Source organism: Bacillus sp. FSL R5-0560, assembly GCF_037966305.1.
GTDB classification, from domain to species: Bacteria; Bacillota; Bacilli; order Bacillales; family Bacillaceae; genus Bacillus; species Bacillus mojavensis.
On sequence record NZ_CP150195.1, the window covers coordinates 638,991 to 664,777 of the forward strand.

Annotated in this window: 20 protein-coding genes and 1 pseudogene; 12 read left to right on the forward strand and 9 right to left on the reverse strand. The window is 43.2% G+C overall.

Features of this window, described 5'->3' with window-relative positions; translation table 11 throughout:
- Window positions 1–584: 584 nt before the first annotated feature.
- Both NST56_RS03310 and NST56_RS03315 read left to right on the forward strand, forming a co-directional pair.
- A pseudogene (locus NST56_RS03310) lies at window positions 585–865 on the forward strand (abhydrolase domain-containing 18); the annotation flags it as partial.
- Between the two features lie 210 nt (window positions 866–1,075).
- Window positions 1,076–1,699 carry an alpha/beta hydrolase family protein gene (locus tag NST56_RS03315; RefSeq protein WP_339182064.1) on the forward strand — a complete coding sequence of 208 codons (624 nt, stop codon included), beginning with the start codon at window positions 1,076–1,078 and terminating at the stop codon, window positions 1,697–1,699.
- 94 nt (window positions 1,700–1,793) lie between these two features.
- Here the strand turns inward: NST56_RS03315 and NST56_RS03320 are convergent, their stop codons facing one another.
- Window positions 1,794–4,295: a tetratricopeptide repeat protein gene (locus tag NST56_RS03320; protein ID WP_339179938.1), complete on the reverse strand. Its 2,502-nt coding sequence runs from the start codon at window positions 4,293–4,295 to the stop codon at window positions 1,794–1,796.
- Window positions 4,296–4,529: 234 nt separating this feature from the next.
- On the opposite strand from NST56_RS03320, the gene gutB reads away from it, so the two are divergent.
- From gutB to NST56_RS03335, 3 genes are all read left to right on the forward strand, one after another.
- Window positions 4,530–5,591, forward strand: coding sequence for a sorbitol dehydrogenase (gutB, locus tag NST56_RS03325; protein ID WP_106022472.1), 1,062 nt, complete (start codon window positions 4,530–4,532; stop codon window positions 5,589–5,591).
- A gap of 83 nt (window positions 5,592–5,674) precedes the next feature.
- Window positions 5,675–7,066 carry a glycoside-pentoside-hexuronide (GPH):cation symporter gene (locus NST56_RS03330; RefSeq protein WP_339179943.1) on the forward strand — a complete coding sequence of 464 codons (1,392 nt, stop codon included), beginning with the start codon at window positions 5,675–5,677 and terminating at the stop codon, window positions 7,064–7,066.
- A 102-nt stretch (window positions 7,067–7,168) separates the two neighbouring features.
- A complete protein-coding gene (locus NST56_RS03335; protein WP_339179945.1) occupies window positions 7,169–8,137 on the forward strand; it encodes a carbohydrate kinase in 969 nt (322 codons plus the stop codon).
- Between the two features lie 62 nt (window positions 8,138–8,199).
- Here the strand turns inward: NST56_RS03335 and NST56_RS03340 are convergent, their stop codons facing one another.
- Window positions 8,200–9,195 (reverse strand): potassium channel family protein, encoded by a 996-nt coding sequence (locus NST56_RS03340; protein ID WP_229148714.1) that lies wholly within the window; start codon window positions 9,193–9,195, stop codon window positions 8,200–8,202.
- A gap of 614 nt (window positions 9,196–9,809) precedes the next feature.
- Between NST56_RS03340 and NST56_RS03345 the strand changes: the two genes are divergently transcribed.
- Window positions 9,810–11,231: a sugar porter family MFS transporter gene (locus NST56_RS03345; RefSeq protein ID WP_339179949.1), complete on the forward strand. Its 1,422-nt coding sequence runs from the start codon at window positions 9,810–9,812 to the stop codon at window positions 11,229–11,231.
- 48 nt (window positions 11,232–11,279) lie between these two features.
- Here NST56_RS03345 and bdhA read toward each other — a convergent pair whose 3' ends face one another.
- Window positions 11,280–12,320, reverse strand: a complete 1,041-nt coding sequence (gene bdhA / locus NST56_RS03350) for a (R,R)-butanediol dehydrogenase (protein ID WP_010333223.1) — start codon at window positions 12,318–12,320, stop codon at window positions 11,280–11,282.
- Between the two features lie 441 nt (window positions 12,321–12,761).
- On the opposite strand from bdhA, the gene walM reads away from it, so the two are divergent.
- Window positions 12,762–13,133: a cell wall metabolism protein WalM gene (gene walM, locus NST56_RS03355; RefSeq protein ID WP_081720753.1), complete on the forward strand. Its 372-nt coding sequence runs from the start codon at window positions 12,762–12,764 to the stop codon at window positions 13,131–13,133.
- A 65-nt stretch (window positions 13,134–13,198) separates the two neighbouring features.
- Window positions 13,199–14,245 (forward strand): hypothetical protein, encoded by a 1,047-nt coding sequence (locus NST56_RS03360; protein ID WP_326331529.1) that lies wholly within the window; start codon window positions 13,199–13,201, stop codon window positions 14,243–14,245.
- Window positions 14,246–14,277: 32 nt separating this feature from the next.
- On the opposite strand, the gene NST56_RS03365 is transcribed toward NST56_RS03360, so the two are convergent.
- From NST56_RS03365 to gabP, 6 genes are all read right to left on the reverse strand, one after another.
- Window positions 14,278–14,436, reverse strand: a complete 159-nt coding sequence (locus NST56_RS03365) for a hypothetical protein (RefSeq protein ID WP_010333226.1) — start codon at window positions 14,434–14,436, stop codon at window positions 14,278–14,280.
- A 186-nt stretch (window positions 14,437–14,622) separates the two neighbouring features.
- Entirely contained in the window at window positions 14,623–14,832 is a 210-nt protein-coding gene (locus NST56_RS03370) for a cold-shock protein (RefSeq protein WP_010333227.1), read from the reverse strand.
- 81 nt (window positions 14,833–14,913) lie between these two features.
- Window positions 14,914–15,729: an alpha/beta hydrolase gene (locus NST56_RS03375; protein ID WP_168747086.1), complete on the reverse strand. Its 816-nt coding sequence runs from the start codon at window positions 15,727–15,729 to the stop codon at window positions 14,914–14,916.
- Between the two features lie 13 nt (window positions 15,730–15,742).
- Window positions 15,743–16,729 carry a DUF4003 family protein gene (locus tag NST56_RS03380; protein ID WP_168747087.1) on the reverse strand — a complete coding sequence of 329 codons (987 nt, stop codon included), beginning with the start codon at window positions 16,727–16,729 and terminating at the stop codon, window positions 15,743–15,745.
- Window positions 16,730–16,832: 103 nt separating this feature from the next.
- Window positions 16,833–18,374: an outer spore coat copper-dependent laccase CotA gene (gene cotA, locus NST56_RS03385; protein WP_168747088.1), complete on the reverse strand. Its 1,542-nt coding sequence runs from the start codon at window positions 18,372–18,374 to the stop codon at window positions 16,833–16,835.
- An 86-nt stretch (window positions 18,375–18,460) separates the two neighbouring features.
- Window positions 18,461–19,870 (reverse strand): GABA permease, encoded by a 1,410-nt coding sequence (gabP, locus tag NST56_RS03390; RefSeq protein WP_010333231.1) that lies wholly within the window; start codon window positions 19,868–19,870, stop codon window positions 18,461–18,463.
- Between the two features lie 413 nt (window positions 19,871–20,283).
- Between gabP and mneS the strand changes: the two genes are divergently transcribed.
- The 4 genes from mneS to NST56_RS03410 all read left to right on the forward strand — a co-directional run bounded on the left by mneS (window position 20,284) and on the right by NST56_RS03410 (window position 25,697).
- Window positions 20,284–21,156, forward strand: coding sequence for a manganese transporter MneS (gene mneS, locus NST56_RS03395; RefSeq protein ID WP_010333232.1), 873 nt, complete (start codon window positions 20,284–20,286; stop codon window positions 21,154–21,156).
- A gap of 157 nt (window positions 21,157–21,313) precedes the next feature.
- Window positions 21,314–22,279, forward strand: coding sequence for a MoxR family ATPase (locus tag NST56_RS03400; protein WP_010333233.1), 966 nt, complete (start codon window positions 21,314–21,316; stop codon window positions 22,277–22,279).
- Window positions 22,276–23,472: a DUF58 domain-containing protein gene (locus NST56_RS03405; protein ID WP_339179961.1), complete on the forward strand. Its 1,197-nt coding sequence runs from the start codon at window positions 22,276–22,278 to the stop codon at window positions 23,470–23,472. The genes NST56_RS03400 and NST56_RS03405 overlap by 4 nt, the downstream gene beginning before the upstream one ends.
- A 20-nt stretch (window positions 23,473–23,492) precedes the next feature.
- Window positions 23,493–25,697, forward strand: a complete 2,205-nt coding sequence (locus NST56_RS03410) for a DUF4129 domain-containing transglutaminase family protein (protein WP_339179964.1) — start codon at window positions 23,493–23,495, stop codon at window positions 25,695–25,697.
- The last annotated feature ends 90 nt before the right edge of the window (window positions 25,698–25,787 follow it).

The window sequence follows — 25,787 nt, forward strand, 5'->3', positions numbered from 1 at the left end:
ATTTTTGAGGCTTCTCATGAGTTCACCGAACTTGTGAGAGGCTTCTTTTTTTTCTGTTTTTTGTGGTTTGATTTTTTCAGCACTGTTTTATATCGATTTTCAATAGTTTTGATAAACGATAGATAACTCCGATATGGACTATTCAATCGATCAAAATACAAAATTCTCATCATACAATCCGTGCTTTATTTGCATCTTGACTTTATTTTTTACTTTGTGCTTTTTAAGGACTCGCAGGACGGACCTCGTCTTCGACTGCTGAAAACCAGAAGTGAGTTGAATTCCATCTTCTCGAAAAATAACACGAGGCATTTCTTGGGATGTAGCCAGAAACCAACCTTTGGTACCTTTCTCTCTATTGAAGACAGGAGACAATATTGGTATACTCTCATACGACAAAAAAAGACCCAGTTATCTAGATAAATAGTACCGCCAATACTCTTAAACGGTTTCCCCGGGAAAGCACTGTCAAAGAGAAATCCTATTAAAATGTCTATTTTTGCTGCTTTTATTGCTACTAAAAGACGATGTTTTCCTTGCAATAAGGAACTCGTCTTTTTTGTTAAGTATAAAGAGAAACTGTCGATGGAGATAGATTCTTTCACCAACATCTTGATAAAATCCGTTCCGACTCTATGGAGACAGGACAATCCAATTATTAACTCTAATATTCGTTTTTTTGATTATCAAGGAGGACTTAATCGTGCATTTCTCAGAAATGATAGATCGCTTGGCATTATATGATTTACACAGAAAAAGAAGCAAAGATAAACATTTTTCTGCTGCTTTTACAGCCGATATAGATGATAGAGAGGAATTTTACAGTGCAAATATAGCTGATGTTTCAATTGATTTGAATGAATCAGGAAAAAATTATAAAATTGGAACCTTTAGCTATGAATCTTTAATTCAATCTGGGAATCCTGTTAATGATACTTTAAAAGGGGAGGTTTTTTTTAATGAAAATGATATAGATCAACCCAATGTTATCTTTGTACATGGCTGGCGCATGGATTCGTACAATAGGATCAAAAAAATATTTCATAATCGTATAATGAACGATTTAGGCTGGAACATGTATTATTATTCTCTTCCATACCATTTTGAAAGAGAACCGGAAAATTCATTGTATAATGGCGAGTTGATGATTAGTGCAAATATTGATCGTACAATTGAGTCGTCAAGACAGGCCGTTGTAGATTTACGAGCGTTAATTCACTGGATAAAAGCAAATAAAAAAGGGCCTGTTATCATAATGGGAGTAAGCTTAGGGGGATGGGTTACGAATCTAATTGCTACCCTAGAATCCCAAATTGATGTAGTGGTATCAATCTTTTATGCCAATCGCCTTTCTTATTCAATATGGAACACGATCCCAGGTAAATTCATAAGAGGAGAATTAGAACAAAATGGTGTGACCTATGAGGAATTAGTGAAATCTTGGAATATCACAGATCCTAGCCAAGCCTTGCCAAAAGTTAATAAAGATAACATTCTGCTGATCTCTGCTAAACATGATCAGTATATTGACTTAAAAGATGCAGATTCTTTATGGGAAAGTTGGGGGAAACCGAAAAGATATGTCTATAATTGTGGTCATTCCGGCATTGTTCTTTGCCGCAAAAAGCTGGCAAATGATACGCTTTCCTTTATACGAGAAAGAATACATACGGGAAAATCTGGTTCAGTACATTTGTAGACATTAATAAGAAACGAAAGGCCAACTGCGACTTCAGTTGGCCTTTTCTATTTATAATAAAGAAACTGAGTGAGATTCCTGACAGAACTACGTACTAGTCGTTTTCTTTAATCACCATTGCCAGTTGTTCCACCTCACCCCGAATCCCAATCGCAGGCTCCCAAGAATCAATCAAACGAATCGCATTCTGATTAGAATTCATCGCTTTCGTTTTCTCTCCTTTACGGTACAACAGCTGAGCCATTCCATAATAATAATAAATCAACTCAACCTGATTCGCGTTATGTTTATCATAAAGCATCTGCTCAAAAGCTTCTTCCGCTTTCTCAAACTGACCACACTTCACGTAAGCCACACCCAAATTGAAATAGGCTTCTACCGTTTTTTCGCCCCCATACATGGAGCTGATTTGATTTGCCGCTTCGTATAATTGAATGGCTTCTTCATTATGACCTTTCACAAAGCTCAGATCTCCGCGAACCAATAGAACTCTGTGCTGAATCGCAGGGGAAATCGGTTTATCTTTGATTTCGGTTAAAATCGCTTCCGCTTTTTCATGACTTCCGGCTTTTAGTAACAGCCTCGATTGCAGTGCGAGTCCCCATACCTTTAGATCGTGAACGTCTTGCTCTTCAGTGTCTGATTGTTCCAGCGTTTTTAGGCCGGCTTCAATTTGCTGAAGAGCCCCGTCTAAATCGTTGACTTCCATCAGTGCCCAGCCCGCTGTGTCGATTCTGAAGAAGGCTTCTCGTGTGTTTTGGCCTAATTGATGGGCGGCATCAGCGGCTTTACGTCCGTATTCGATTCGCAGGGGCAGGTTGATTCTGCTTAGAAAATGGCTGATGCGGGTGATGAGTTCGATTAGAATTTCTTTTTGATCGGTTTCGCTTGACCATTTGATCACCTTTAAGATGTTTGGCCATTCTTTTTTGATTTGGTTCAAATCACGTCCCAAGAGATAGCTCCAATAGATAGAGTTTGGCTGTTCCCGTTTTAAGTGGGTTTCTGCATAATGAATATAATAGTGCGCCCAGCGGCTGCGGGCTTCTGTTTCATATTCGTGATGTTCGGATAAGTGCTGTTCTCCGTAAGCGACAACGGTTTGGTGCGCTAAGTACTGTGTACTTCCTTTGCTTCGTTCGGGCTGAATCAGAGCAAAAGACCGCATTTGTTCAACTGCGTAATGAAAACGGCGAGCGTCTAATCCGGCCGCTGCCGCCAGGCTTTTTTCATCTGGCGGCTTGCTGAAAAAGCATAGCACCTGCCATAGCTTCCATGTATCTTCATTGCATCTGTGCCATGTGCGCCCAAATAGAAAATCAAACAGATCTAATAGTGAGTAGCCTGCTTTTCCGAGCTCATGAATCAGCTGATGAGCGGGAATATCATCGTCTGACATATAGGCGATGCTGAGTGCCATGGCTTTCGGGTTTCCGGCTGTTGCTGAAATGAACCCACTCTTCAGTTCTGGGGATAGTTCCAGCAGCTGCGCTAGCTTTTCTCGTTTAGTTGGATCGTTGCACATTTGCAGGCAGCGGTTCACTTCTTGATGAAAATATTCCAGGGCATCTGTTTGTTCAAGTCCGCTCAGCTGGATGGTTACCATTTCACCGAAGCCTTCCCGATAGGTTTGCTTCAAGTTTTCACGTGCTGTGAGGAGGACTTTCACACCTTGAGGCAGGCTGGTGATAAATTCGTGAATGTCTCTTTCGGCAGTGTCTATGCTGTCCACGATCAGCAGGACCGGTTTTTCTCTAGTATAATTGGCAAGAGCATTACGGACGACAAATCGTTTTTCGTTTATGGATTTATTGATTTGTTCCGTTCGACCGAGCTGATAGGCAATCGTATTTAGAAAATCACTAAAGCTTAATCCCTTCCAATCAGCACTGAGCCAGATGATACTGTTGAATGCCGGCCAATCTGAGGAATCGCCGCCGATACAGGAATAGGCTGCCTCAAGAGCAGTAGTCGTTTTCCCCATGCCTGCCCATCCGGTAATCAAACAGACGGGTGATGGGGAAAGCATCCATTGCCGTATCGCCTCGATGTCAAATCTTCGTCCTATAAAGTGACCCGACCAGCGTGACGGTAAGTTGTGTGTCAAAGGGATCTGTTCTGTAAGCGCATTCGTTTTATGGGCGAGAACATCAGGAAATAAACGCTTGACTGTTTTTTCAATATCTTGATCAAGCGGTGCTCCGAATGAATTGTCCTGCCGTACTATTTTCGCTTTTTTAAGACATGAGGCCGCCCATACAGGCAGTGCAGGTTTGATTACCGGTATAGTGGTGGTCTCAAGCAGGTCGGAAAACCACTGTATATTCATATCGGTTTTTTCAAGAATGATCCAGATCATTCCGAACAGTTTTCCGTCTTCAATTCTTCCGGGAACATAGTTCACACCCATCTGTCCGATCCAGCTTTTAATCGTGTTTGGGGAAACTCCCAGCTGGTGTGAAATGTTGTCTAAATAAGACTGTCCTGTTTTTTCGTTCTTATTTCTTCTGACTTTATAATCTGGATGAAGTTTTAATGACTTTACGCCAGGTGCCAGCAATTCTGCAAATTGTTTTCGATCTTCCAGTTCAGCCATAAAACCTGCACCTCCTATTAGTACTATTTTATCAATCCTGCTTGTTTTGTATATGAAAAATCAAAAAGTACAGTGCGGCTGTCCTTTTATACAGCATGAAAAGCTGTTGAACATGTTGAAAAGCAGATAAAATGAGGGCAGTAACAGAAAATGCAAAAATGTATGCACTTACATTTCTTGATGAAGCGGCTTAAATGCCGTTAATAGTGTTCATAAAGAAAGGAATTTGCCGTAATGACTCACACAGTACCTAAAACCATGAAAGCAGCTATTATGCATAACACTAGAGAAATCAGAATAGAAACATTGCCTGTGCCGGACATCAGCCAGGATGAAGTGTTGATTAAGGTGATGGCTGTCGGAATTTGCGGATCGGATCTGCATTACTATACAAACGGCAGAATAGGCAATTATGTAGTGGAAAAGCCATTTATCCTCGGACATGAGTGCGCGGGAGAAATCGCGGCTGTCGGCTCGTCTGTTGAACAATTCAAAGTAGGTGACCGCGTCGCTGTTGAGCCGGGTGTCACGTGCGGACGCTGTGAGGCGTGCAAGGAAGGGCGCTATAACCTTTGTCCGGATGTACAGTTTTTGGCCACACCACCGGTAGACGGCGCGTTTGTACAATATATCAAAATCAGACAGGACTTTGTTTTCTCTATTCCAGATTCACTTTCCTATGAGGATGCTGCCTTGATTGAACCGTTTTCTGTCGGTATCCATGCAGCGGCGAGAACGAAGCTTCAGCCCGGATCAACGATTGCGATTATGGGGATGGGTCCTGTTGGGTTAATGGCTGTTGCGGCAGCTAAAGCATTTGGGGCAAGCACAATTATCGTGACCGACTTAGAGCCGCTGCGGTTAGAAGCTGCGAAAAAAATGGGAGCGACTCATATTATTAATATCCGTGAACAGGACGCGCTTGAAGAGATTAAAACGATCACGAATGATAGAGGCGTTGATGTTGCTTGGGAAACAGCGGGGAATCCAGCAGCATTGCAATCCGCACTGGCTTCTGTGCGCCGGGGCGGGAAACTGGCGATTGTTGGTTTGCCTTCTCAGAACGAGATCCCGCTTAATGTGCCGTTTATTGCGGACAATGAGATTGATATTTACGGGATCTTCCGTTATGCCAACACGTATCCGAAGGGAATCGAATTTCTCGCTTCAGGCATTGTCGACACGAAGCATCTTGTAACGGACCAATATTCGCTGGAACAGACGCAAGAGGCGATGGAGCGGGCACTGCAATTTAAGAATGAATGTTTAAAAGTGATGGTTTATCCGAATAGCTGAGTGAACAGGGAGAATCTTGTATTCTCCCTCTTATTTACTGGATTTGTAATCAATAATGAAAACGGATTCTTGGGGTGGGAAAGATGATCGAAACAGAAAAAGCAACGGTAATGAAGGCGAAACATCAAACAAAATCCAGTGCCGGTTTGTCCTGGCTTGAACGAATCGGATACGGCTTTGGTGATATGTCGTATAATATTGTGTTTCAATTTGTAAACGCATACCTGCTGTTTTATTATACGGACATCGGCGGCATACAGCCTGCGGTCATCGCCACATTATTTCTTGTTGTGCGGGTGCTGGATGCTATTTTTGACCCGATTATGGGGGTTATCTTAGATAAAACAAACACAAGGTGGGGAAAGGCAAGGCCTTATCTGCTGTGGGTTGCATTTCCTTTCGCATTATTTACTGTCCTGTGTTTCACCACGCCTCACTTTGGAGCAACGGGAAACATCGTCTATGCGTATATTACCTATATTCTGCTCGGCATGTCCTTTAGTATGCAAACGATTCCGGTGAACAGCTTAACGGGAAGGATGACGAATTCTGTAAAAGAAAGAACGGTATTAACAACGACTCGTATGATCTTGGTTTATGTCGGAATCCTTCTATCCATCTCCTGCGCAACACCGCTTGCAGCAGCTTTGGGAGGAGAGAACCAGGCATTTGGGTTTCAAATGACAGCTCTCGTCTATGCCATTGTTAGCATCGCTTTGAACCTCTTTAGTTTCTTTACTGTGCGTGAGCGGGTTGCGCCTAAGAAAACAAAGAAACAGGGAATGAAAAAGACGTTATCTGTTTTGTTTCAAAACAAACCTTTGCTGATTCTAACGTCATCATTTTTAGCATTTGCAATCGGGTTTAATATTAAAATCAGTACAATGGTGTACTACTTTACGTATAACGTGAATCATAAGGAATTGGTGTTCTTTGGAACCGTTTTATTTTTTGGAGCAGCCCTCATCAGTAACTTGTTTATTCCATACTTTTCTGAGAAGTGGGGCAGGAAAAATGTGATGATCATATCGGCCGCTTTGTCACTGATTTCGTATGCAGGTCTGCATTTTACGGCGTATTCTTCGGTGACGCTCATTTTCATCTGGCTATTTGCTTCAGGGTTCTTTACAACCCCTTTAAATACGCTTGCTTGGGGAATGGTTGCCGATTGTGTTGATTATGCGGAATGGAAGACAGGGGTTCGTGCCGACGGAGTGGTGATTTCCAGTATGAGTTTTATCAATAAGTTAGGTGTTGCACTGGCCGGTTCGTTTTCTGCGATCTATTTAGGAATCGCAGGATATGTGGCGAATACTGATCAAACCGTAACGTCACTGAATGCGATTAAACATATGAATGCTTTAATACCGGGACTATTTATTTTACTCTCTATCATCATCATAGCCTTTTATCCTTTAACTGAAAAAAGATATAAACAGATCATCACCGAGCTGAGAAGAACTCCAGGTAAGTGAATATATTTAATATTTCTAATATTCGATGTAAAAGGTTGTATTTATGACTGAAAGTAATATACTGAGACTGTAATCTAGAATATGTAAAAAGAGTGTGATAACATGCGAAGTCAGTCTGTTGTTTGTATTGGGGAGTTATTGATCGATTTCTTTTGTACCGATGTGGATGTTGATTTAATGGAAGGGCGCCATTTCTTAAAAAGTGCCGGGGGCGCCCCGGCAAATGTGTCAGCCGCTATTGCCAAGCTGGGAGGGAACGCTGCTTTCGCAGGAAAAGTAGGGAAGGATCCCTTTGGGTATTTTCTGAAGCAAACGTTAGAAGGTGTTCATGTTGATACCTCTATGCTGGTGATGGATGAGCAAGCACCTACAACGCTTGCTTTTGTTTCATTAAAGAATAACGGAGAGCGTGATTTTGTTTTCAATAGGGGCGCGGATGCTCTGTTTACGATCGAAGATGTCGATCAGGATAAAATGAATCAAGCAAAAATCCTTCATTTTGGCTCAGCGACGGCATTATTATCTGATCCGTTTTGTACAGTCTATTTACGGCTTATGTCCATTGCGAAGGATAACGGGCAATTTCTTTCATTTGATCCTAATTATCGAGGGGATTTATGGAAGGGAAGAGTCTCTGAGTTTGTTAGTGCTGCAAAAAGAGCCATTGCTTTAAGTGATTTTGTTAAGGTGAGTGACGAGGAGCTGGAGATCATCACCGGTGCGAAGGATCATGAAGAGGGTGTCAATATCCTCCATGGCATCGGAGCCAAGATGGTTGCTGTGACTCTTGGGAAAAACGGAACAATGCTGTCTAATGGCAAGAAACATGAAATCATTCCGAGTATTCCTGTCACTTCGATTGATTCTACAGGAGCTGGAGACGCTTTTGTCGGTGCAGCCTTATTCAAATTAGCTGGTACAGATAAGATTCAATCGGTAGAAACTGAGTTTGAGAAGCTGCGTGATATCGTATCTTTTGCCAATAAGGTGGGAGCGCTTGTCTGCACCAAAATTGGAGCGATAGATGCGCTGCCGCGTATGGAAGAGATTGAAGCTTCTATATCTTTGTGATAAAAATCGAGGATGTTTCTTAAAAGTCTTTTGGACTTTTGGGAGGCATCCTCTTTTTTACTTTACTTTTGGACAGGCCACTTACGCGCACCCGCTTGAACAATGCCCAAAAGCAATTGCCGCCGTTCTTTTATAGATTTAATCGCTGTTCGAAAGGTTTGTTCTGATAGGGTTGGTATGCCGCATTCCCTTAGCTTCATAAGGTTGGGCTCCGGCGGTTCTTGTTCAGCCGGATGGATATATGCTGTATGAACGGTGTCTAAGTAGTTTTTAACACTTGAGCGCGCTTCTTTTATGTGCAGCTGATTCGGAAGATACTGCTTTGGAATGCCATATGTCAAAATGGTTAACGCTTCATCCAGTACAGTGACTGCAATCACGGAAGATTCCTCACGCTGTGTGCTATGGTAAAAATGAAGAATGGGGAAGGCGTTATGCTGAGCGGTCAGCTTTCCCAGCTCTGAAGAAAATGTAGCGAGAAGCAGATCCATGTCGTGAAAATGTCTCCCGTTCCACGCAGTTTGGACAATCTCTGTTCCGTTATGCCCAAGACTCAGTACACTCTGGGCGAATGAGCGCTTTTGATTAACTGCGCTCAAGACAGAAATTAAATACGTGACAGAAAAAGTAATTGTAAGCAGACCTTCAGCTGTAGCACCGACTGTCACAAGCTTCCAAAGGGCTCCGTTCGGTGTAAGGTCGCCATTTCCTAATGTAAACATCACATATCCAGAAAAATAAGCTCGATCTGACCAGGAGGCTGGTTCTTTACTTTGAGTAACAACAAGAGAATGAGGGTCACTTGAGAAGATAAACGTCCAGCCGCTCCAAAATAAACCGATCCACACCAATAATGTCATGCATAACAGCAGGGGCCCTGCCGTACTGAGAACCTTTGCGTGATCTCCGCTGATCTTACGGAAGCCTTTCCACAGCCATGCAGATAAACATCTTGTGATCGGACCGGCTCCGCTCTCGAGCCATAATGTTGTCCATATAAAATCAATCATCCCCGCTGCCAACAATAAAATTCCTGCAATGATATAAATCTCATTCAATTTTATTGCCTCCTCCTATTCAATTAGAGCCAGCCATTTAGCCATCTTTATGTTTCTTTTCTATTTCCTTTTGCCTTGAATATGAAACAATCATTTGAATGTGTGAGCAGTGAATCATGCAGAGAAGATTTATATAGGAGAAGTTAACCAACACTTACTCATAATGAGGATGACAGAAATGTCGCATAACATACATAATGATTCCACATTTTCGGCAAGAAAAAAGTTCAATTCCCCTACGAAGTGGTCATTTTACCGACTTGAAGTGAAAAAAAATTCAGAAAATGATATTGACTGAAAGCGTTTTTATAATTATGATATTAGCAGAAGTAACAAATATATAACTACAATATTACTATAACAACACTACGAAGTGACTATAAGATGACAACTCGTTAAGTCAGACACCAAAAATATACCCACTGTTGTTTAGCATAATGAAATCGCTTCCAAAATAATTGGCTTCAACGCATGCTGAAAAGAAGGGAAGGTTATATAGCCAGTGATAAGAGACATTTTGAACTTTTTTCTCGGCATTTGAGAAAGGTTGCAGCCCTAGAATACGTTTTTAAAATACGCAGTGATCGATTTTGAAAAAGACTGGGGGAAACGGTATGAATACAAAAGGCAGTCAAATGTCATTTTTACGCACAATTATTTTAGTTTCGACTTTCGGCGGGCTTCTCTTCGGTTATGATACCGGAGTATTAAATGGGGCTTTACCATATATGGGTGAGCCTGATCAGCTTAATCTCAATGCTATCACAGAGGGGCTCGTCACCAGTTCTCTTCTTTTTGGAGCTGCACTTGGAGCTGTGCTTGGCGGAAGGATGTCTGATTTTAACGGACGCCGCAAAAACATTCTTTTCCTTGCCATTATATTTTTTATCTCAACGATTGGATGTACACTGGCTCCAAACGTAACAATCATGATCATTTCCCGTTTTGTACTTGGGATAGCCGTCGGGGGCGCATCAGTGACGGTGCCTGCTTATTTAGCGGAAATGTCACCTATGGAAAGCAGGGGACGGATGGTGACCCAGAATGAATTAATGATTGTATCCGGGCAGCTGTTGGCCTTTGTTTTTAATGCCATCCTCGGGACAACAATGGGGGACAGTTCCAATGTATGGAGATTTATGCTCGTGATAGCGTCTCTTCCGGCCGTATTCCTGTTCTTTGGAATGATCAGAATGCCTGAGAGTCCTCGCTGGCTTGTTTCAAAAGGAAGGAATGAAGATGCTTTAGGGGTTTTGAAGAAAATCAGAGACGAAAATCGCGCTGCATCTGAGCTGGCTGAAATTGAATCCGCTTTCAAAAAAGAGGATAAGCTTGAGAAAGCTACGTTTAAAGATCTAGCAGTGCCGTGGGTGCGCCGGATTGTATTCATAGGAATCGGAATTGCGATTGTACAGCAAATTACGGGTGTAAACTCCATCATGTATTACGGCACTGAAATTTTAAGAGATTCCGGGTTCCAAACGGAAGCAGCGCTGATCGGAAATATTGCCAATGGTGTGATCTCCGTTCTGGCTACGTTCGTTGGAATTTGGCTGCTCGGAAAAGTTGGTCGTCGGCCGATGCTGATTACAGGGCTGATCGGAACGACATCGGCATTGCTGCTGATCGGAATATTTTCACTTGTGCTGGAAGGATCGCCTGCACTTCCATATGTGGTTCTGTCGTTAACGGTTTCGTTCCTGGCATTTCAGCAGGGCGCGATTTCACCAGTGACGTGGCTGATGCTTTCAGAAATTTTCCCGTTGCGCCTTCGCGGTCTGGGAATGGGTGTTACGGTATTCTGCTTGTGGATGGTCAATTTCGCAGTCAGTCTGACATTCCCTATTTTGATGGCAGGCATTGGGTTATCAACAACGTTTTTCATCTTCGTTGCGCTGGGAATTTGCTCGATTCTGTTTGTGAACAAGTTTTTACCGGAAACAAAAGGTCTTTCGCTTGAGCAGCTTGAGGAAAGCTTCCGTGCTCACGATCGCAGTGAGGCTAAAGAAGAGGCCGGCGCTGAAGTGATTGGCTAAGAGGAATAAAAGAATCCGCACTTGAATGCGGATTCTTTTTTAGTATGTTTAGTTTGGTCTGACAAGGATTTTCACTTGGTTTTTCTCTTTGATCAGAGATCCGAAGCCTTCTTCGATTAAATCGTCTAACACGATTTTTTTCGTAACGAGTTTATCGGCCGAGAAATAGCCTTCTTTCATTAATGACAATACAGCTGGAAATACGTCACGGTACCCGATGATTCCTTTCACTGTGCGTTCTTTGATTACGATATCATTCGGATGAATTTCAGCGCCTTTTTCCCAGATGCTGACGATCACTGTCTCACCGGCAATTGTTGTAGATTGGATAGCTTGGCGTAAAACGACTGGAACCCCGGTTACTTCAAAGGCTACGTCAACGCCGCCACCTGTAAGGTCTGTGATATGGGCCACTACATCGTCTGTTTTGGACGGATCCACGATAATGGCGCCAAGCTCCTCAGCTTTTTGCTGGCGCTCAGGTGAGAGCTCAACAGCGTAAATTTCAGTAGCGCCGGCAGCTTTCAGCGCTTCAATGACAAGTAGTCCGATCGGGCCGCAGCCGAATACAGCCGCTTTGTCACCAGCTTTGATTTTGCTTGAGCGGACAGCGTATAAAGCGACCGCAGAAGGTTCAACGAGTGCGCCTTGTTCATATGATAATTCCTCAGGAAGTTTGAATAACAGCTCTTCATCTACAGAGACATATTCGGAGAATCCGCCGCCGCCCCCGGCTAAGCCGAGGAACCCCATTTGTTCATCAAGGTTGTACGCACCCTGATGTCCATGTGTTGCAAAAATCGGTTCCACAACGACTCGGTCTCCGACTTTATAGTTTTCAACACCTTCCCCGACTTCAACAACTTCACCGGAGAATTCATGCCCCATTGTGACAGGTGCTGTTTCTTTTGTTAAAGGATGGGGTTTGTCCACCGGGATAAAAATCGGGCCTCCTAAATACTCGTGTAAATCACTGCCGCAGATGCCGCACCATTTGACTTTGATCTTGACTTTTCCCGGTTCCACTTTTGGCTCTTCAATATTTTCAATACGGATATCCTTTTGGTTATGCCATCTAGCTGCCTTCATGGATTACCACTCCTATATCTTTTGATATGAGTAATTCCGCACCGATCAATATGAACTGTTCACAAAATCGCCATTTTTAAAAACCAAAAAAAGATAAAACTTATATATAATATAGACTACGTTTTTTTGAAAAAAGAAACTTTGAAGAAAAAAGAGTCTCGCACACTCTTTTTTCTTTATGATGAGAGAGTAAGAATCGTTTACATAACTATGAATTTGGCTTGAACAATACGGTAATGGTTCGTTCATATTGAATGCGTCAACTACTCTATCAACAATTATAACGCTAACACTGCAATTATAATAGGATAATCTTCCATGGTTTATTTTAGCAGAGGACATTTTTTTGACTTTGTAACATTACTGTAAGGATATTGAAATAAAAAATCCCCGGTTGATCGTGTATAATTTTTCCTAGATGTTAATAAACAGGGGGACGAAATGTTGAAGAAAGTCATTTTAGCCGCTTTTATCTTAGTAGGAAGTACTTTGGGAGCTTTCAGTTTTTCGGCAGATGCCAGTGCGAAACATGTGAACGGAAATATTACTTGGTATAACGGAGTTGGGAAAAAAGGCTCTTCAGGTAAAAAACTTGGACATTGGGACTGTGCGACAAAGATCGGATTTGACGTACCTAGAAATGGGACAAAAATCAGAGCTTATGCAAAAGCGAAACCTAAAAAGGTCATTACGGTTTATAAAAATGATGTTGGCAGAATGCCTAATGCAGTGCTGGATGTAAGCCCTAAAGCGTTTAAAGCGCTGGGATACCCATTAAGCAAAGGAAAAGTATCGGGGCATTACAGCTATTAATACATAGTTTAAATCTGTAAAGCAAGAAGTCGCATTCTTGCTTTTTCTATTGGTGGAGATAAGAGATGAAAAAAGGAATTGTTTTATTGGCAATCGTCGTTGTTTTGGCGGCAGCTGCGGGTTTTATGTTTTATTCTTTTAAAGATAAAAGCAGTGAGAGTGCGGCCGATGTTTCCGTGAGCACCGAGAACAATGAGAAGCTTCTGGTTTCGATTACCGATACCGATCTTCTGACGAAGTATTATGAAAATGATAAGGTGATCCATGAGGAGAAGCTGACCAGCTATCCGGCGTTTGCCTTGGATCAAGAGCAGCAGGCGCTCTATTATACAAGCAATAACGATCAAAATGAGATGAGGCTTTTTAAGCTTGATCTTAAGTCTGATAAGAAAACTATGCTTTATAAAGGTCCGGAAAGCGCGGACAGCTTGTTTTTATCAAAGGATCGCTCAAAAATTTATTTCCGTTTAGGAAAAGCGGACGAAAGCAATTTCCGTATCGCATCCTTTGATTTGAAAACGAAGAAGTACAAAAACCTGTATCCAGCCGCTAATGACCAGGATGACAGCGTCAGCAGCTTCTTTTATAACCAAAAAACAGATTCATTTGCTTTGCTTCATTATTCTGTAGAAGAAGACTACAAAAAAACGGATGAAGCCAATGAGAAGGGAATCGATCCTGAGCCGACAAAGATTCATTTTTCGGCCGGTCATGAAAGCGGCCTTCATGAGCTTAAGAGCCTGAAGCAGTTTATCAGTGATATTGCTGTTTCTGATGACGATAAACGGATTTTGTTTACGTCATATACACAAAAAGGCACGGAGCAAACGGCTTCTATTCAAATGCTGAATGCAGACACGAAAACCTATGAAAAAATCATTTCAAATCAGAAAACGTATAAGCTGTTAATTGACGCGCAGCCGCAGTTCTCCAAGGACGGAAAGAAAATTTATTTCCTTGCCGAAGCCAAAGGGGCTAAAAAGCTGAAGGACGAAACAGGGCGTGAAGCCAAGGTTCGAACAATTTATTCTTATGACCTTGACACGAAGACGTTCAAAAAAGTATGGGAAAATCCGAATGGCATCATCAATAGTTTTTCTGTCATCAACTGAAAAAATCACTCAGCAAATGCTGAGTGATTTTTTTAATGGACGAGGTGCAGGGCAAATGATCCGAGCCATTTAAAGAAACGAATAATTGGTATTGACCAATTCATAAGTTCCGCACATAAGTTTATAGCCAAGTTCAACTTTTTGTCAGAAGTTCGTTTCTCCAGGTCAGCCTGCTGTTGATTTTTGATCACATCATCACCTCTCATATCCATATTATACCATAATCAAAAGTGAAAAAGCCCGAAACGTTTACAGTTTTGGGCTTCATTATCTTGGCCTCTCGTCAAACCGGGAGGCCTTGCTATTGGATATAAGATTTGCTTCTCTAATCGAGGATTGTTCGCTGATAGAGACTGCTTTTTAAAAAAAGGGAAGAGCTAACTTGTTTTCGTTTGGCTGTTGTTTTGGAGATTCACTAATGAACGAATGCCTTCGACCATTTTACTTCCGCACAAAGGGCACAATGGCGTGTCACTGCTGGCGAAGTTTTTTCTGGTCCAGCCGTTGCAGTCTTCTTTTGTGCATTCCCAGGTACTCACATCTTCCTTTGGCAGCGGTTCTTGATTTCGTTTATTATAGTAAGACATAAAGTCACTTCTTCCCTCATGTATTTTACTGCACATTCTTATTGTCTCATACTTTGCCCTAATCTCCTAATTCCTTTTTCTTTATGACTTTCCAATCCGCTCATCTAAAAAGGACAGGAGCGTTCTGTTGAAAGCATCCGGTTCTTCTAAAAACGGACAATGGCTGCTCTTAGAAAATGTAACGAGCTTTGAGTTTGGAATATGTTCACACAGGTGTTCTCCGGCTTCTATTGAGAAAAATTTGCGGTCTTCTCCGAAGCATAACAATGTCGGCACATGAACGTTTTGAATGGATTCGCGATAATCTGCTGCCGTTTGATTAAATAAAATCGTGCTTGAAATGGCTGCCGGCTGTTTCAACATTTCGGCAAGCATCCATTCTGTTTCTGTTGATGCAGGCGGCTCTGCGAACATATTATTGATGAAGCTTTTGTAGAATGGAAGCGGGTCAGTTTGAATAGCGTGCATCGCTGTTTTCAAGCCGTCAAAGTCAAACGGGCCGTGTCCCCAGCCGTCCCATTGGTAGTCGGAAGCCGATTGATCGACGATAACAGCGGCTCGAATGTTATCATTCCCAAATTGATTGATATAATCCCATACCACGAAAGCGCCCATTGACCAGCCGACAAGGACGGCAGGCTCAAGCTCCATCGCACACATAAATTCCTTAATATCACGGGCGTATTGGGAAATGGTGTGTCCATGAAGAACTTTGTCGGATTCGCCGTGCCCTCTAAGATCGAGACGAATACATTGATAATTGGCAGATAGCGCTGAAAGTTGTTTGTGGAAAAATTGTCCGCTCATAAGCACGCCGTGTATAAATAGGATTGGTGTCCCGCTGCCGTGAGTTTCGTAGTATAGTCGGGTCTGATCTTCTAATGTGATGTATGGCATGTTTTCTCCTCCTTTAGTTTCCGTCATGCGAATGAATGGCTGATGAACTGATGATCACAGCTGTCGCGGCTGCTTGCTGTGCTTGGATGGCTGTTTCAATAGCTGTGTACAGCCCTGATTCCATCAGCAGATTTTTCTCCATATACTCGCTGAGATATAAACTGACAGCAATTTTGAAATTCATATCCTTTTCCCATTTAAATGCTTTTTCTTGGTTCAGTTCATGCGCAATGCCCAAAACGGTTTTGATATCCGGCTCTTCCAAGAATGTGAGGAGGGAGAGATCGGGATAATGAAAATCTTTTGGCTTTTTATGAGATTCAGTAATGGATTGAAAGATATGTTTGCATTGGGATACAAGGATTTCAGGGTCTTTTTCACTTTGCAGAGCAAGAATATGGCTGACGTGTTGTAAGTATTGGCCTTTTTTAAAGCCGTTAGCGGACAGCAGCTGGTAACATGATTCTGCCTTGTTCAGCGCCTGCAACCCTTTTCCGTTTTGGGCAAGCAATACGGCAAGCGGAACATTTTGAGTTGAAGTGAGAAAATAGTGATTTTTCTTCATCTGCTGATAAACAGAGAGCCCCATGTTCATCTGTTCTCTTTGGTTTATCGTTTCGGTCTTGCCGGTGAGCAAGATCAGAGCGGAAATGTACGTGAAAATATCCCGTTTATAACCAAGCCTCACCATTTGGTTGTATACATCGATAAACGTAAGAAACGCTTGCTTCGCCTCATGCTGAAAATGAATATCCAGAATTGATGCGACAGTAAATCGGTGGTGAGAACTGAGAGTTGAAAAGCTGCCGATGTTTGATTTTATATAGCTGCTCAAATTATAAAAGCGCTGAAAATCAAAATCTCTTTTATTCACAATATATGCAGAGGAGATGAGCATTAATATCTGATTATGAGCAACTTTCCATCTTAATTTTGATTTTAATTCGTCATAAATTGAAATGTATTGAGTTGTTTTATTTTTGAGATCGTTTGACAGCATAGTAAGCAGCTCCTTTTTTCGCTGTTTCTAAGTTATACGATTTATGGAAGAAAAAGTTTCATAGATAAAAAAACCTGCCGGCAGCAGGCAAGTTTTTTGGGTCTTATTTATGGGGGTCAATCACATCCATCGGTCTCATCATGTCATAGTCTTCATGCTCAAGAATGTGGCAATGCCATACGTACCGCCCAGTGTATGGCCCGAATGTTACGGCAATTCTCAGGACTTCACCGGCGTGGGACTGAACCGTGTCTTTCCAGCCTTTTTCACTTGGTGGCGGCGGAACGGCGGGTCCGGTGTAGAACAGTTCTCCGCGCTCTTCAAAACGGGCAGTATCAAATGGGCGCCGGTCCAATACACGGAAGGAGACCAAATGAAGATGGATGGGATGTGTTCCGCGTGTCGGATTGATGATCGACCATACTTCGGTAGAACCGGCTTTCGGTGCTTCAGTGACAGGATCGTGCCAGCGTTTGTTGTTGAGAAGAAGGACGGGTCTGCCGTATTGATCTTGAGTTCCTGCCAGCTTCAATGTTCGGAGGTTTTGTATTCTTTCGTGCTGCACTGAAGGGTAAGATGCCAGGTATTTTGGCTTTCTGCTTTCGTCTTTTTGGGCTAACGGTTTTGTGACCCTGAATTGCATGATGTTTGCGTCTGTTTCCGGATTAACATCGCCTCCGCAGCCCTCGCTGTTTGCTAAAATGATCGATTGTCCTTCAAACGCGGCGAAGTCAATGAGAATATCAAAGCGCTCAGCCGGCGCGATACTGAAAGAGTTTAGCTTGACGGAGCGTGGCAAAAGTCCGCCGTCAGAACCGATCTGGATAAATTCTCCGCCATTATCAAGTGACAGGTTATATGTTCTCGTATTAGAGGCATTGATGACGCGGAAGCGGTATTTTCTCGGTTCGACCTCCATGTATGGCCATGCCTTCCCGTTGACGAGAATTGTATCTCCGCAAAAGGCTGGAACGATTGACGGATTAGGCAGTGATGGTGAAAGGTTTTCCGGTCCGCTCGGATAAAATAAAGAGCCATCTTCATTAATCGTACGGTCCGTGATTAAAAGCGGCACATCGTATTCACCTGATGGAAGCTTTAGGCGTTTTTCCTTTGGATCATGAATGATATAAGCGCCGATGAGCCCGGCATACACATTCAGCCTCGTCAGTGCCATGGCATGATCGTGATACCACAAAATAGCTCCGCGCTGCTGATTTGGATAATGGTAAACCTCACGTTTAAAATAAGGTCCTGTTTGTTCAAAGTCTTTAGAAAACCACGCCTCAGGATAACCGTCACTATCATCAGGAGTGACGCCACCGTGTAAATGAACGACGGTTTTTACCTCGGGTTCGGCATGCTGGCTGTCACTGTGATGAATGGTGTGATCAATCGGTAGGAAATGCTCTGAAGGAAGGTTATTCATCCATTTCACATAAACGTTTTCATTTCTGTTGGCTTCAATGGTAGGGCCGGGAAATAAACCATTATAGCCCCACAGGCGGGTTGGAGGGAGATCGCGGTGAAGCTGATGGTAGCATTCCTCCATGGTTACTTCGTAGTATGTGCTATCTTTTGACTGCTGTACCGGCTTTAGTGTATCTGGGATTGGGAGAGCATCCGCAAATTTTTCAAGTGTCATTTTCATCTGTCCTTATTTAAATTTTCCTAATTGGTACTATAGTTAATGACACTATGGACGTGAAGGTGACAAAAAAAATCCTGCCGTTAAGGCAGGATATCGGGCTGTTGCTGAGTAACCTGTTTGGCTGATGCTTTTTCAGACACCTTGCGTTTTCTGAACACTAGATAAGAAAGCAACACGATGCCTGTGATAAAGCCTGTCAGCAGCAGTTCATCTCTCATCGATTCAATAAATGCCATGGATACTAAAATACCGCAGATGGCAATAATGGTCACGTAGGTTAAGAACGGGAAGAACCACATCTTGATCTTCAATGCTTCCGGGTTTGTTTTTTCGAGACTTTTTCGCATTCTCAGCTGGGAAACAGCGATGACAAGATAGACGAGCAGGGCAATTGCGCCTGATGAGTTAACTAAGAATAAAAAGACGGTGTCAGGTGAGAAGTAGTTCATTACGACCGCAATATAAGAGAAAAATGTTCCGGCAACAATTGCTTGTACGGGAACTCCTTTTTTGCTCAGTTTCATAAAGCGGCGCGGCGCTTCGTTTCTTTCTGCAAGTGAATACAGCATTCTGGATGTGGTGTACAAACCTGAATTCAGGCAAGAAAGTACAGCTGTGAGGACGATAAAGTTCATAATCTGCGCGGCTGCCGGCACTCCAATATGCTCAAGAACAGCGACGAAAGGGCTTTCTAAAATATTAGCTGAGTTCCAAGGCAGAAGCGCAACGACAACGGCGATTGAACCAACGTAAAAGACAATGATGCGCCACACAACGGATCGGGTCGCTTTTGTTACGGATTGAACCGGGTTTGATGTTTCACCGGCAGCAATCGCAACAATCTCCGTTCCCATAAAGGAGAAGATTACGACAACAATTCCGAGCAATACAGAGCCTATGCCTTCAGGGAAAAATCCGCCTTGGCCCGTAATATTTGCGAAACCGACTGGATCACTGCCTGGGGCGAAGCCAAAAATAAATGCAAAACCAACGATTAAGAATGCGATGATTGTAACAACTTTAATGAGGGAGAACCAATATTCAAACTCACCAAACGATTTAACAGAGTAGATGTTTGTCAGAGTGAGTAAAATCGTCAAAATTAGGCTCGTCATCCACAGAGGAATATCGTGGAACCAGTATTGGATAATGCCGGCTCCCGCGATTGCTTCAATAGCGATGACAATAACCCAGAAAAACCAATAGAGCCAGCCGATTGCAAATCCGGCCCACGGTCCGATAGCGTCATGAGCGTATTGGGAAAATGATCCGCTTGTCGGGTTTACGGCCGACATTTCACCAAGCATTCGCATGATAAAGATGACCAGTAATCCGGCTAATGCATAGGAGACAATGGCACCGGGCCCGGTCGAGTGAATTACTGAACCGCTGCCAACAAATAGTCCGGCTCCGATGACGCCGGCGATAGAAATCATCGTCATATGTCGGGTCTTTAATTCTTTTTTTAATCCTGATTGAGACTGGTTCATATGTTACCTCCTTGAAGAATAGAGTTGTTACTGAATATTATGATAATTGAAACTGTAACATAAATATACATTTTGTCGAAAATTTATGTCAGAAAATATAACAGTTTATTTCAAATTTGTTGGGTTTTGTTTGCTGTTTTTGGAGTGCGTATGTTCGAAATAAAAGAAAAAATTTTCCGTCAATTATTCGTTTTTTTAATTTGTTATATTTTTGAAAAAGTGTTGATTGGCTAGAAGTATTGGCATGATTGGGTTTGAAACACTTTTTATAAATGAAAATTTGTTGCGTTAAGTAAAAAGAGTTCTACCGTCACTATTTTTCTGTGGTGAGTGAATCATGTTTCTATAGACCCACTGCTGTTCAGCTTTGTATCATAATGATAGGAAAACGTGAGCGGAAAGGAGGTTTTTTTATGGAGAGATATGATGAATTGAAAAAGGGAGAATCCGGGGCGCTGGTCAGTATTGCCGCGTATCTTGTGCTGTCCGCGATTAAGCTGATCATCGGTTATGTATTCCACTCGGAAGCTCTTACGGCAGACGGGTTAAATAATACAACCGACATTATTGCTTCTGTTGCTGTGCTGATCGGTCTCCGCATCTCTCAAAAGCCTCCTGATGAAGATCATCCTTACGGCCACTTTCGGGCGGAAACAATTGCATCTCTTATCGCATCGTTTATTATGATGGTTGTCGGCCTGCAAGTGCTTTTCAGCGCCGGTGAATCTATTTTTTCTGTGAAAGAAGAGACACCGGACATCATTGCGGCTTGGACGGCTGCAGGCGGGGCAGTCATGATGCTGATTGTCTATCAGTACAACAAAAGGCTTGCTAAAAAGGTGAACAGCCAAGCGCTGCTTGCGGCAGCTGCTGATAATAAATCGGACGCGTTCGTCAGTGTCGGCACGTTTATCGGTATTTTGGCTGCGCAATTCCATCTGGCATGGATTGATACAGTGACAGCGTTTGTCATTGGCCTTCTCATTTGCAAAACGGCATGGGATATTTTCAAAGAATCATCGCATTCATTGACGGATGGCTTTGACGTAAAGGACATGTCCGATTATAAACAGACGATTGAAAAAATCTCCGGTGTCAGCCGTTTAAAAGACATCAAGGCGAGATATTTAGGCAGTTCTGTTCACGTAGATGTGGTGGTTGAAGTGTCCTCAGAGTTAAATATTACAGAGAGCCATGATATCGCGAATGAAATTGAGCGGAGAATGAAGGAGGAGCATGCGATTGATTATTCGCATGTTCATATGGAGCCTTTGGAAAACAAATAACTGGTAAAGAGCTTCCTGTCATGGGAAGCTTTTTTTGTTTGAATGGCCTGTATGTATTGGTAACAATTTGCTAGAATCGTTTTTTTATACAGGTCGTTTTTTGTGGTAAAGTTAGGTTACTATATGATGAATTTTGTAGATGACTAGGAGGAAGAGAATGTCATACCAAGAAGACCTGCATCCTTTGCTGGGGAAAGCAGTTGAACATATCGATAAAGTAATGGTTGGAAAACGAGACATCGCAAAACTCAGCTTAGCAGCTATTCTTGCCAAAGGACATGTGCTGCTTGAAGATGTGCCGGGCGTAGGGAAAACGATGATGGTTCGCGCTCTGGCGAAATCAATCGGCGCAGATTTTAAACGAATTCAATTCACACCGGATTTGCTGCCCTCCGATGTAACGGGTGTTTCTATCTATAATGCGAAATCAATGGAGTTCGAATACCGGCCGGGCCCGATTATGGGGAATATCGTGCTGGCTGACGAAATCAACCGAACATCTCCTAAGACACAGTCTGCCTTGCTTGAAGCGATGGAAGAGGGAAGCGTCACGGTAGATGGCAATACAATGCCGCTTGCCGCTCCATTTTTTGTCATGGCAACGCAAAATCCAGTGGAATATGAAGGGACATATCCTTTGCCGGAAGCCCAGCTTGACCGTTTTTTATTTAAACTTCGCATGGGCTATCCGTCCTTTGAAGAGGAATTCGATGTCTTATCTCTTCAGGAAAAAAGCCATCCGATTGAGACACTTGAGCCTGTGATTTCAAAAGAAGAATTCATTCGCCTGCAAAGAGAAGTGCAGGATGTCCGTGCTGATGACAGCATGAAGGAATATATTGTCGAAATCGTGCAGAAGACGAGACAGCATGCTTCAGTTCACTTAGGCGTCAGTCCGCGCGGATCCATCGGACTTATGAAAGCGGCCCAGGCCTTTGCGCTGCTTCATGGCCGCGATTATGTCATTCCGGATGATATTCAATATCTAGCTCCTTATACGCTGCCGCACCGGATGCTTCTGCAGCCGGAAGCAAAATTCGAAGGGGTTCAGGCAGAAACAATCGTACGGGAGATCATGTCAAACGTGAAAGTTCCGGTTCAAAGGTCGTCGGTCCGCCGATGAAAAAGACATTTCAATGGTTGATGTACGGGTGGAAACTGCTCGCATTAACGTTATTGACGGGTGCTGTTTTCTCTTATGCAATGTTTCAGGGCGGCTTTGTCAGCTGGTTTTTGTTTTATGCATTTCTCCCTTTTGTTGTATACGCCGGGCTGCTGGCGATGTACCCTCTCCGCTCTTTTCAGGTGTCGCGGCATATCGTCAAAACGCAATTGCATGCGGGAGACAGGCTTGAAGCTTCGATTACGCTTAAAAGAAAACTGCCGTTTCCCCTGATGTATATGGTGATTGAAGATTGTCTGCCGTCAGGGTTAGAGCCATTAAACGGAGATGAAGCTTTGGCCAAACAGCTGGTGTTTCCGTGGTTCAAACGGAGCATCACGATGTCATATCGAATAGCGCCAGTACCGCGTGGAGAACATCATTTTCATGCAATTAGGGTGCGGGCCGGGGATGTTCTCGGCCTGATTGAAAAAACGGCGTTTTATGGAGCTGATGATGCGGTGTTTGTTTATCCGTCCTTTCAGTCTCTTCAGTATCAGCTGAATGAGCGTTATCAGGAAGATGGCGTAAGCGGGGCATCGCCTGTTCATCAGCACCAGTCTTCAGTCGCAGCGAGTGTAAGGAACTATCAGCCGGGAGACCGTTTTGCGGCGTTAGACTGGAAGACTTCGGCAAGAAGGAGCCAGCTGATGACGAAGGAATTTGAACCGTCGAAAAGCAAAAACCTGTTTCTTCTGATGGACCGTTTTAGCTCTGACGGATTCGAAGAGGTTGTTTCCGTGACAGCTTCAATTCTTCATTCTGTTTTAAAAAATAACGCAGGAGCAGGTCTGGCTTCAATCGGTAAGGAAAGGTCCATTTTTCCGATTCAGGAGGGTGAGCAGCATTTTAAACACATGCTGCATCATTTAGCCGTTTGCGATTGTAATGCTGCTGACCGAGTAAGCCGCTATGCACGTGAGGAGCTTGGGAAGCCGTCTGTTCGCCAGGCTGATAAAGTGATTGTCACGGGGCAGATCACTGAGGATTTGATGAGAATGCCAGAAGCAGGGATCAGCCCGGTTACCATTATACTCGCAAAAGAGAAAGACACCGATCTTTCTCAGGGTGAGTATATGATGATCGAACGCTTGCTGAAACACCAAATCAGAGTTCAAATCATGAGAGGCGGGCGAGCTTCGCGTGTTGTTTAGAAAGAGAGGTGACGGTGTACATGCCGCTTGATGATCAGAAGGGAAACCGTTTGAGCTTGCTGTTATTTTATTTTCTGGCTTTTTTATTGCTGTGGGAGTGGCTCAGGCCGCTGGATCATTTTACTGACACGAAGCATACGGGCTTTTTTATTGTCTTTATCGGCTTGACGTTTCTGCTGACTTTTTTCAGGATGAGGTGGTTTGTCACCGTTCCTTTTTGTGTCTTATTTACGTTCATTTCGATACACATATTGTTTTATGAAGGGTCTATTTTTGACTTGAGCTGGGTCAGCTCTTTTTTACAGGACGTCTATTTGAATATCACATTTATTCAGACAGGACAATGGAATGATATGATTCCTTCTTTTCGGACCCTGCTGTTTTTTGTGCTGCTGTGGCTGCTGGTCTATCTCCTCCATTACTGGGTGATTTACCAGAGGAGAATCTTATTTTTCTTTATGATGACAGTGGCATATATTACGATTCTTGATACATTTACGCCTTATGACGCTTCCTACGCCGTTATCCGTATCGTGCTGATTGGTTTCTTTATGATGGGCCTTCTGTATTTGGAACGCATTAAGCTGATGGAACGAATAATACTACCGAAAGCGTCTGTTCTGAAATGGTTTCTCCCTCTGTCTGTGCTGATTTTGGCCGCGGTGGGATTTGGGCTTGCCGCCCCGAAATCAGATCCGAAGTGGCCGGATCCCGTTCCTTTTCTCAAAAAAGTCACCAATCAAGACCGGGTGCCGGCAGGAGAAAGTAAAATCGGATACGGGAATCACGATGAATCGCTTGGCGGTCCGTTTCAGCAGGACGATACCCCTGTTTTCACGTGGCAGGGAAAAGAGCGCACATATTTCCGGGTGGAAACGAAGGATACATATACGGGAAAAGGCTGGATTGAAACAGATACAGGCATGTCGTATCAGCTTAGCGGCGGCAATGTGGAAAATCTGTGGTTTGATCATAAGGTTTCCACAGAGCGAAACACTGTACGCGTAAAGGTCGATGAGCATTATGGATATAACCATGTAATGTATCCGATTGGTGCCCAAAATATTAAGCCTAAGCAGGCCGTCTCACTTGAAATGAACGGGAACACTGAACAAATAACTCCGATCAGTGAGCAGAGCGGTGATATTCGGAACATGGGCAGTTATACAGTGACGTACAATTCCCCGGTCTATAAACAGGATGAGCTGCAAAAAGTGAAAGTAAGACAAAACAGTGAAGAGTACACATTCAGCGACCGCTATATGCAACTGCCTGATACACTTCCTGAGCGGGTGAAAAACCTTGCGATAAAGCTGACTGAGGGCCAGGATAATATGTTTGATAAGGTGAAAGCTATTGAGGACTATTTAGGATCCAATGAGTTCACCTATGAAACAGAAAACGTGACCGTCCCTAAAGATGACGAAGATTATGTGGATCAATTTCTGTTTGAAACAAAGATAGGCTATTGTGATAACTTTTCGTCCTCGATGGTGGTGCTCCTGCGTTCAGCTGGCATTCCGGCACGCTGGGTAAAGGGATATACGTCAGGTGAATATAAAGAAGCGGGGAACAAAAAAGGCAGCATCTATGAAGTGACAAATAACAACGCCCATTCTTGGGTAGAAGTGTATTTTCCAGAGCAGGGCTGGGTCACTTTTGAGCCGACAAAAGGATTCACAAATCCGGCTGAGTTTGCTTCCTCTGATAAAAAGGATTCCGGCAGCGAGAGCAGCAATCCGCCTGAGAAAGCAAAAGAGGACCAGAAAGAAGAGAGAAAACAGCCGGAGAAAGAGGAAAAACAAAAGGAAAAACGTGAGCCTGCCGTTTCTAAAAAAACGCCGTCTGCGCATGCAAGTGTTAGTACAGGCTGGTATGTCGCCATTGCTGCGGTACTTTTGGCAGCTGTGTTGCTGTATGTATTCCGTTCGTTATGGCTACCTGTTTTCACAGTGAGAAAATGGAAGCGCCGCAGTGATCAGCATGTGTTTTTTGAGGCATACGGCGCGCTTCTGAAACAGATGAAAAGAAGAGGCCTGCCCAAACGTGACAGCGAAACGCTGCGGGAATATGCAAAACGAATTGACGAAACATATCATTCTGAAGACATGTTAAAGCTGACAGCAAACTATGAGCGGGCGCTGTACAGAAATGATGATGCGGCAAAGCTTTGGAATGATTCCAGAGAGTTATGGGAAAATTTAATTAAAAGAAGATGGTCTTGACCGCTTATCGACGTGTTGTTAGAATTAGTGAATATTATCGGAGTCTGGGAGCGAGTTGCCTGACTCCGGCAAACGGCCTTGCCAAAAGAG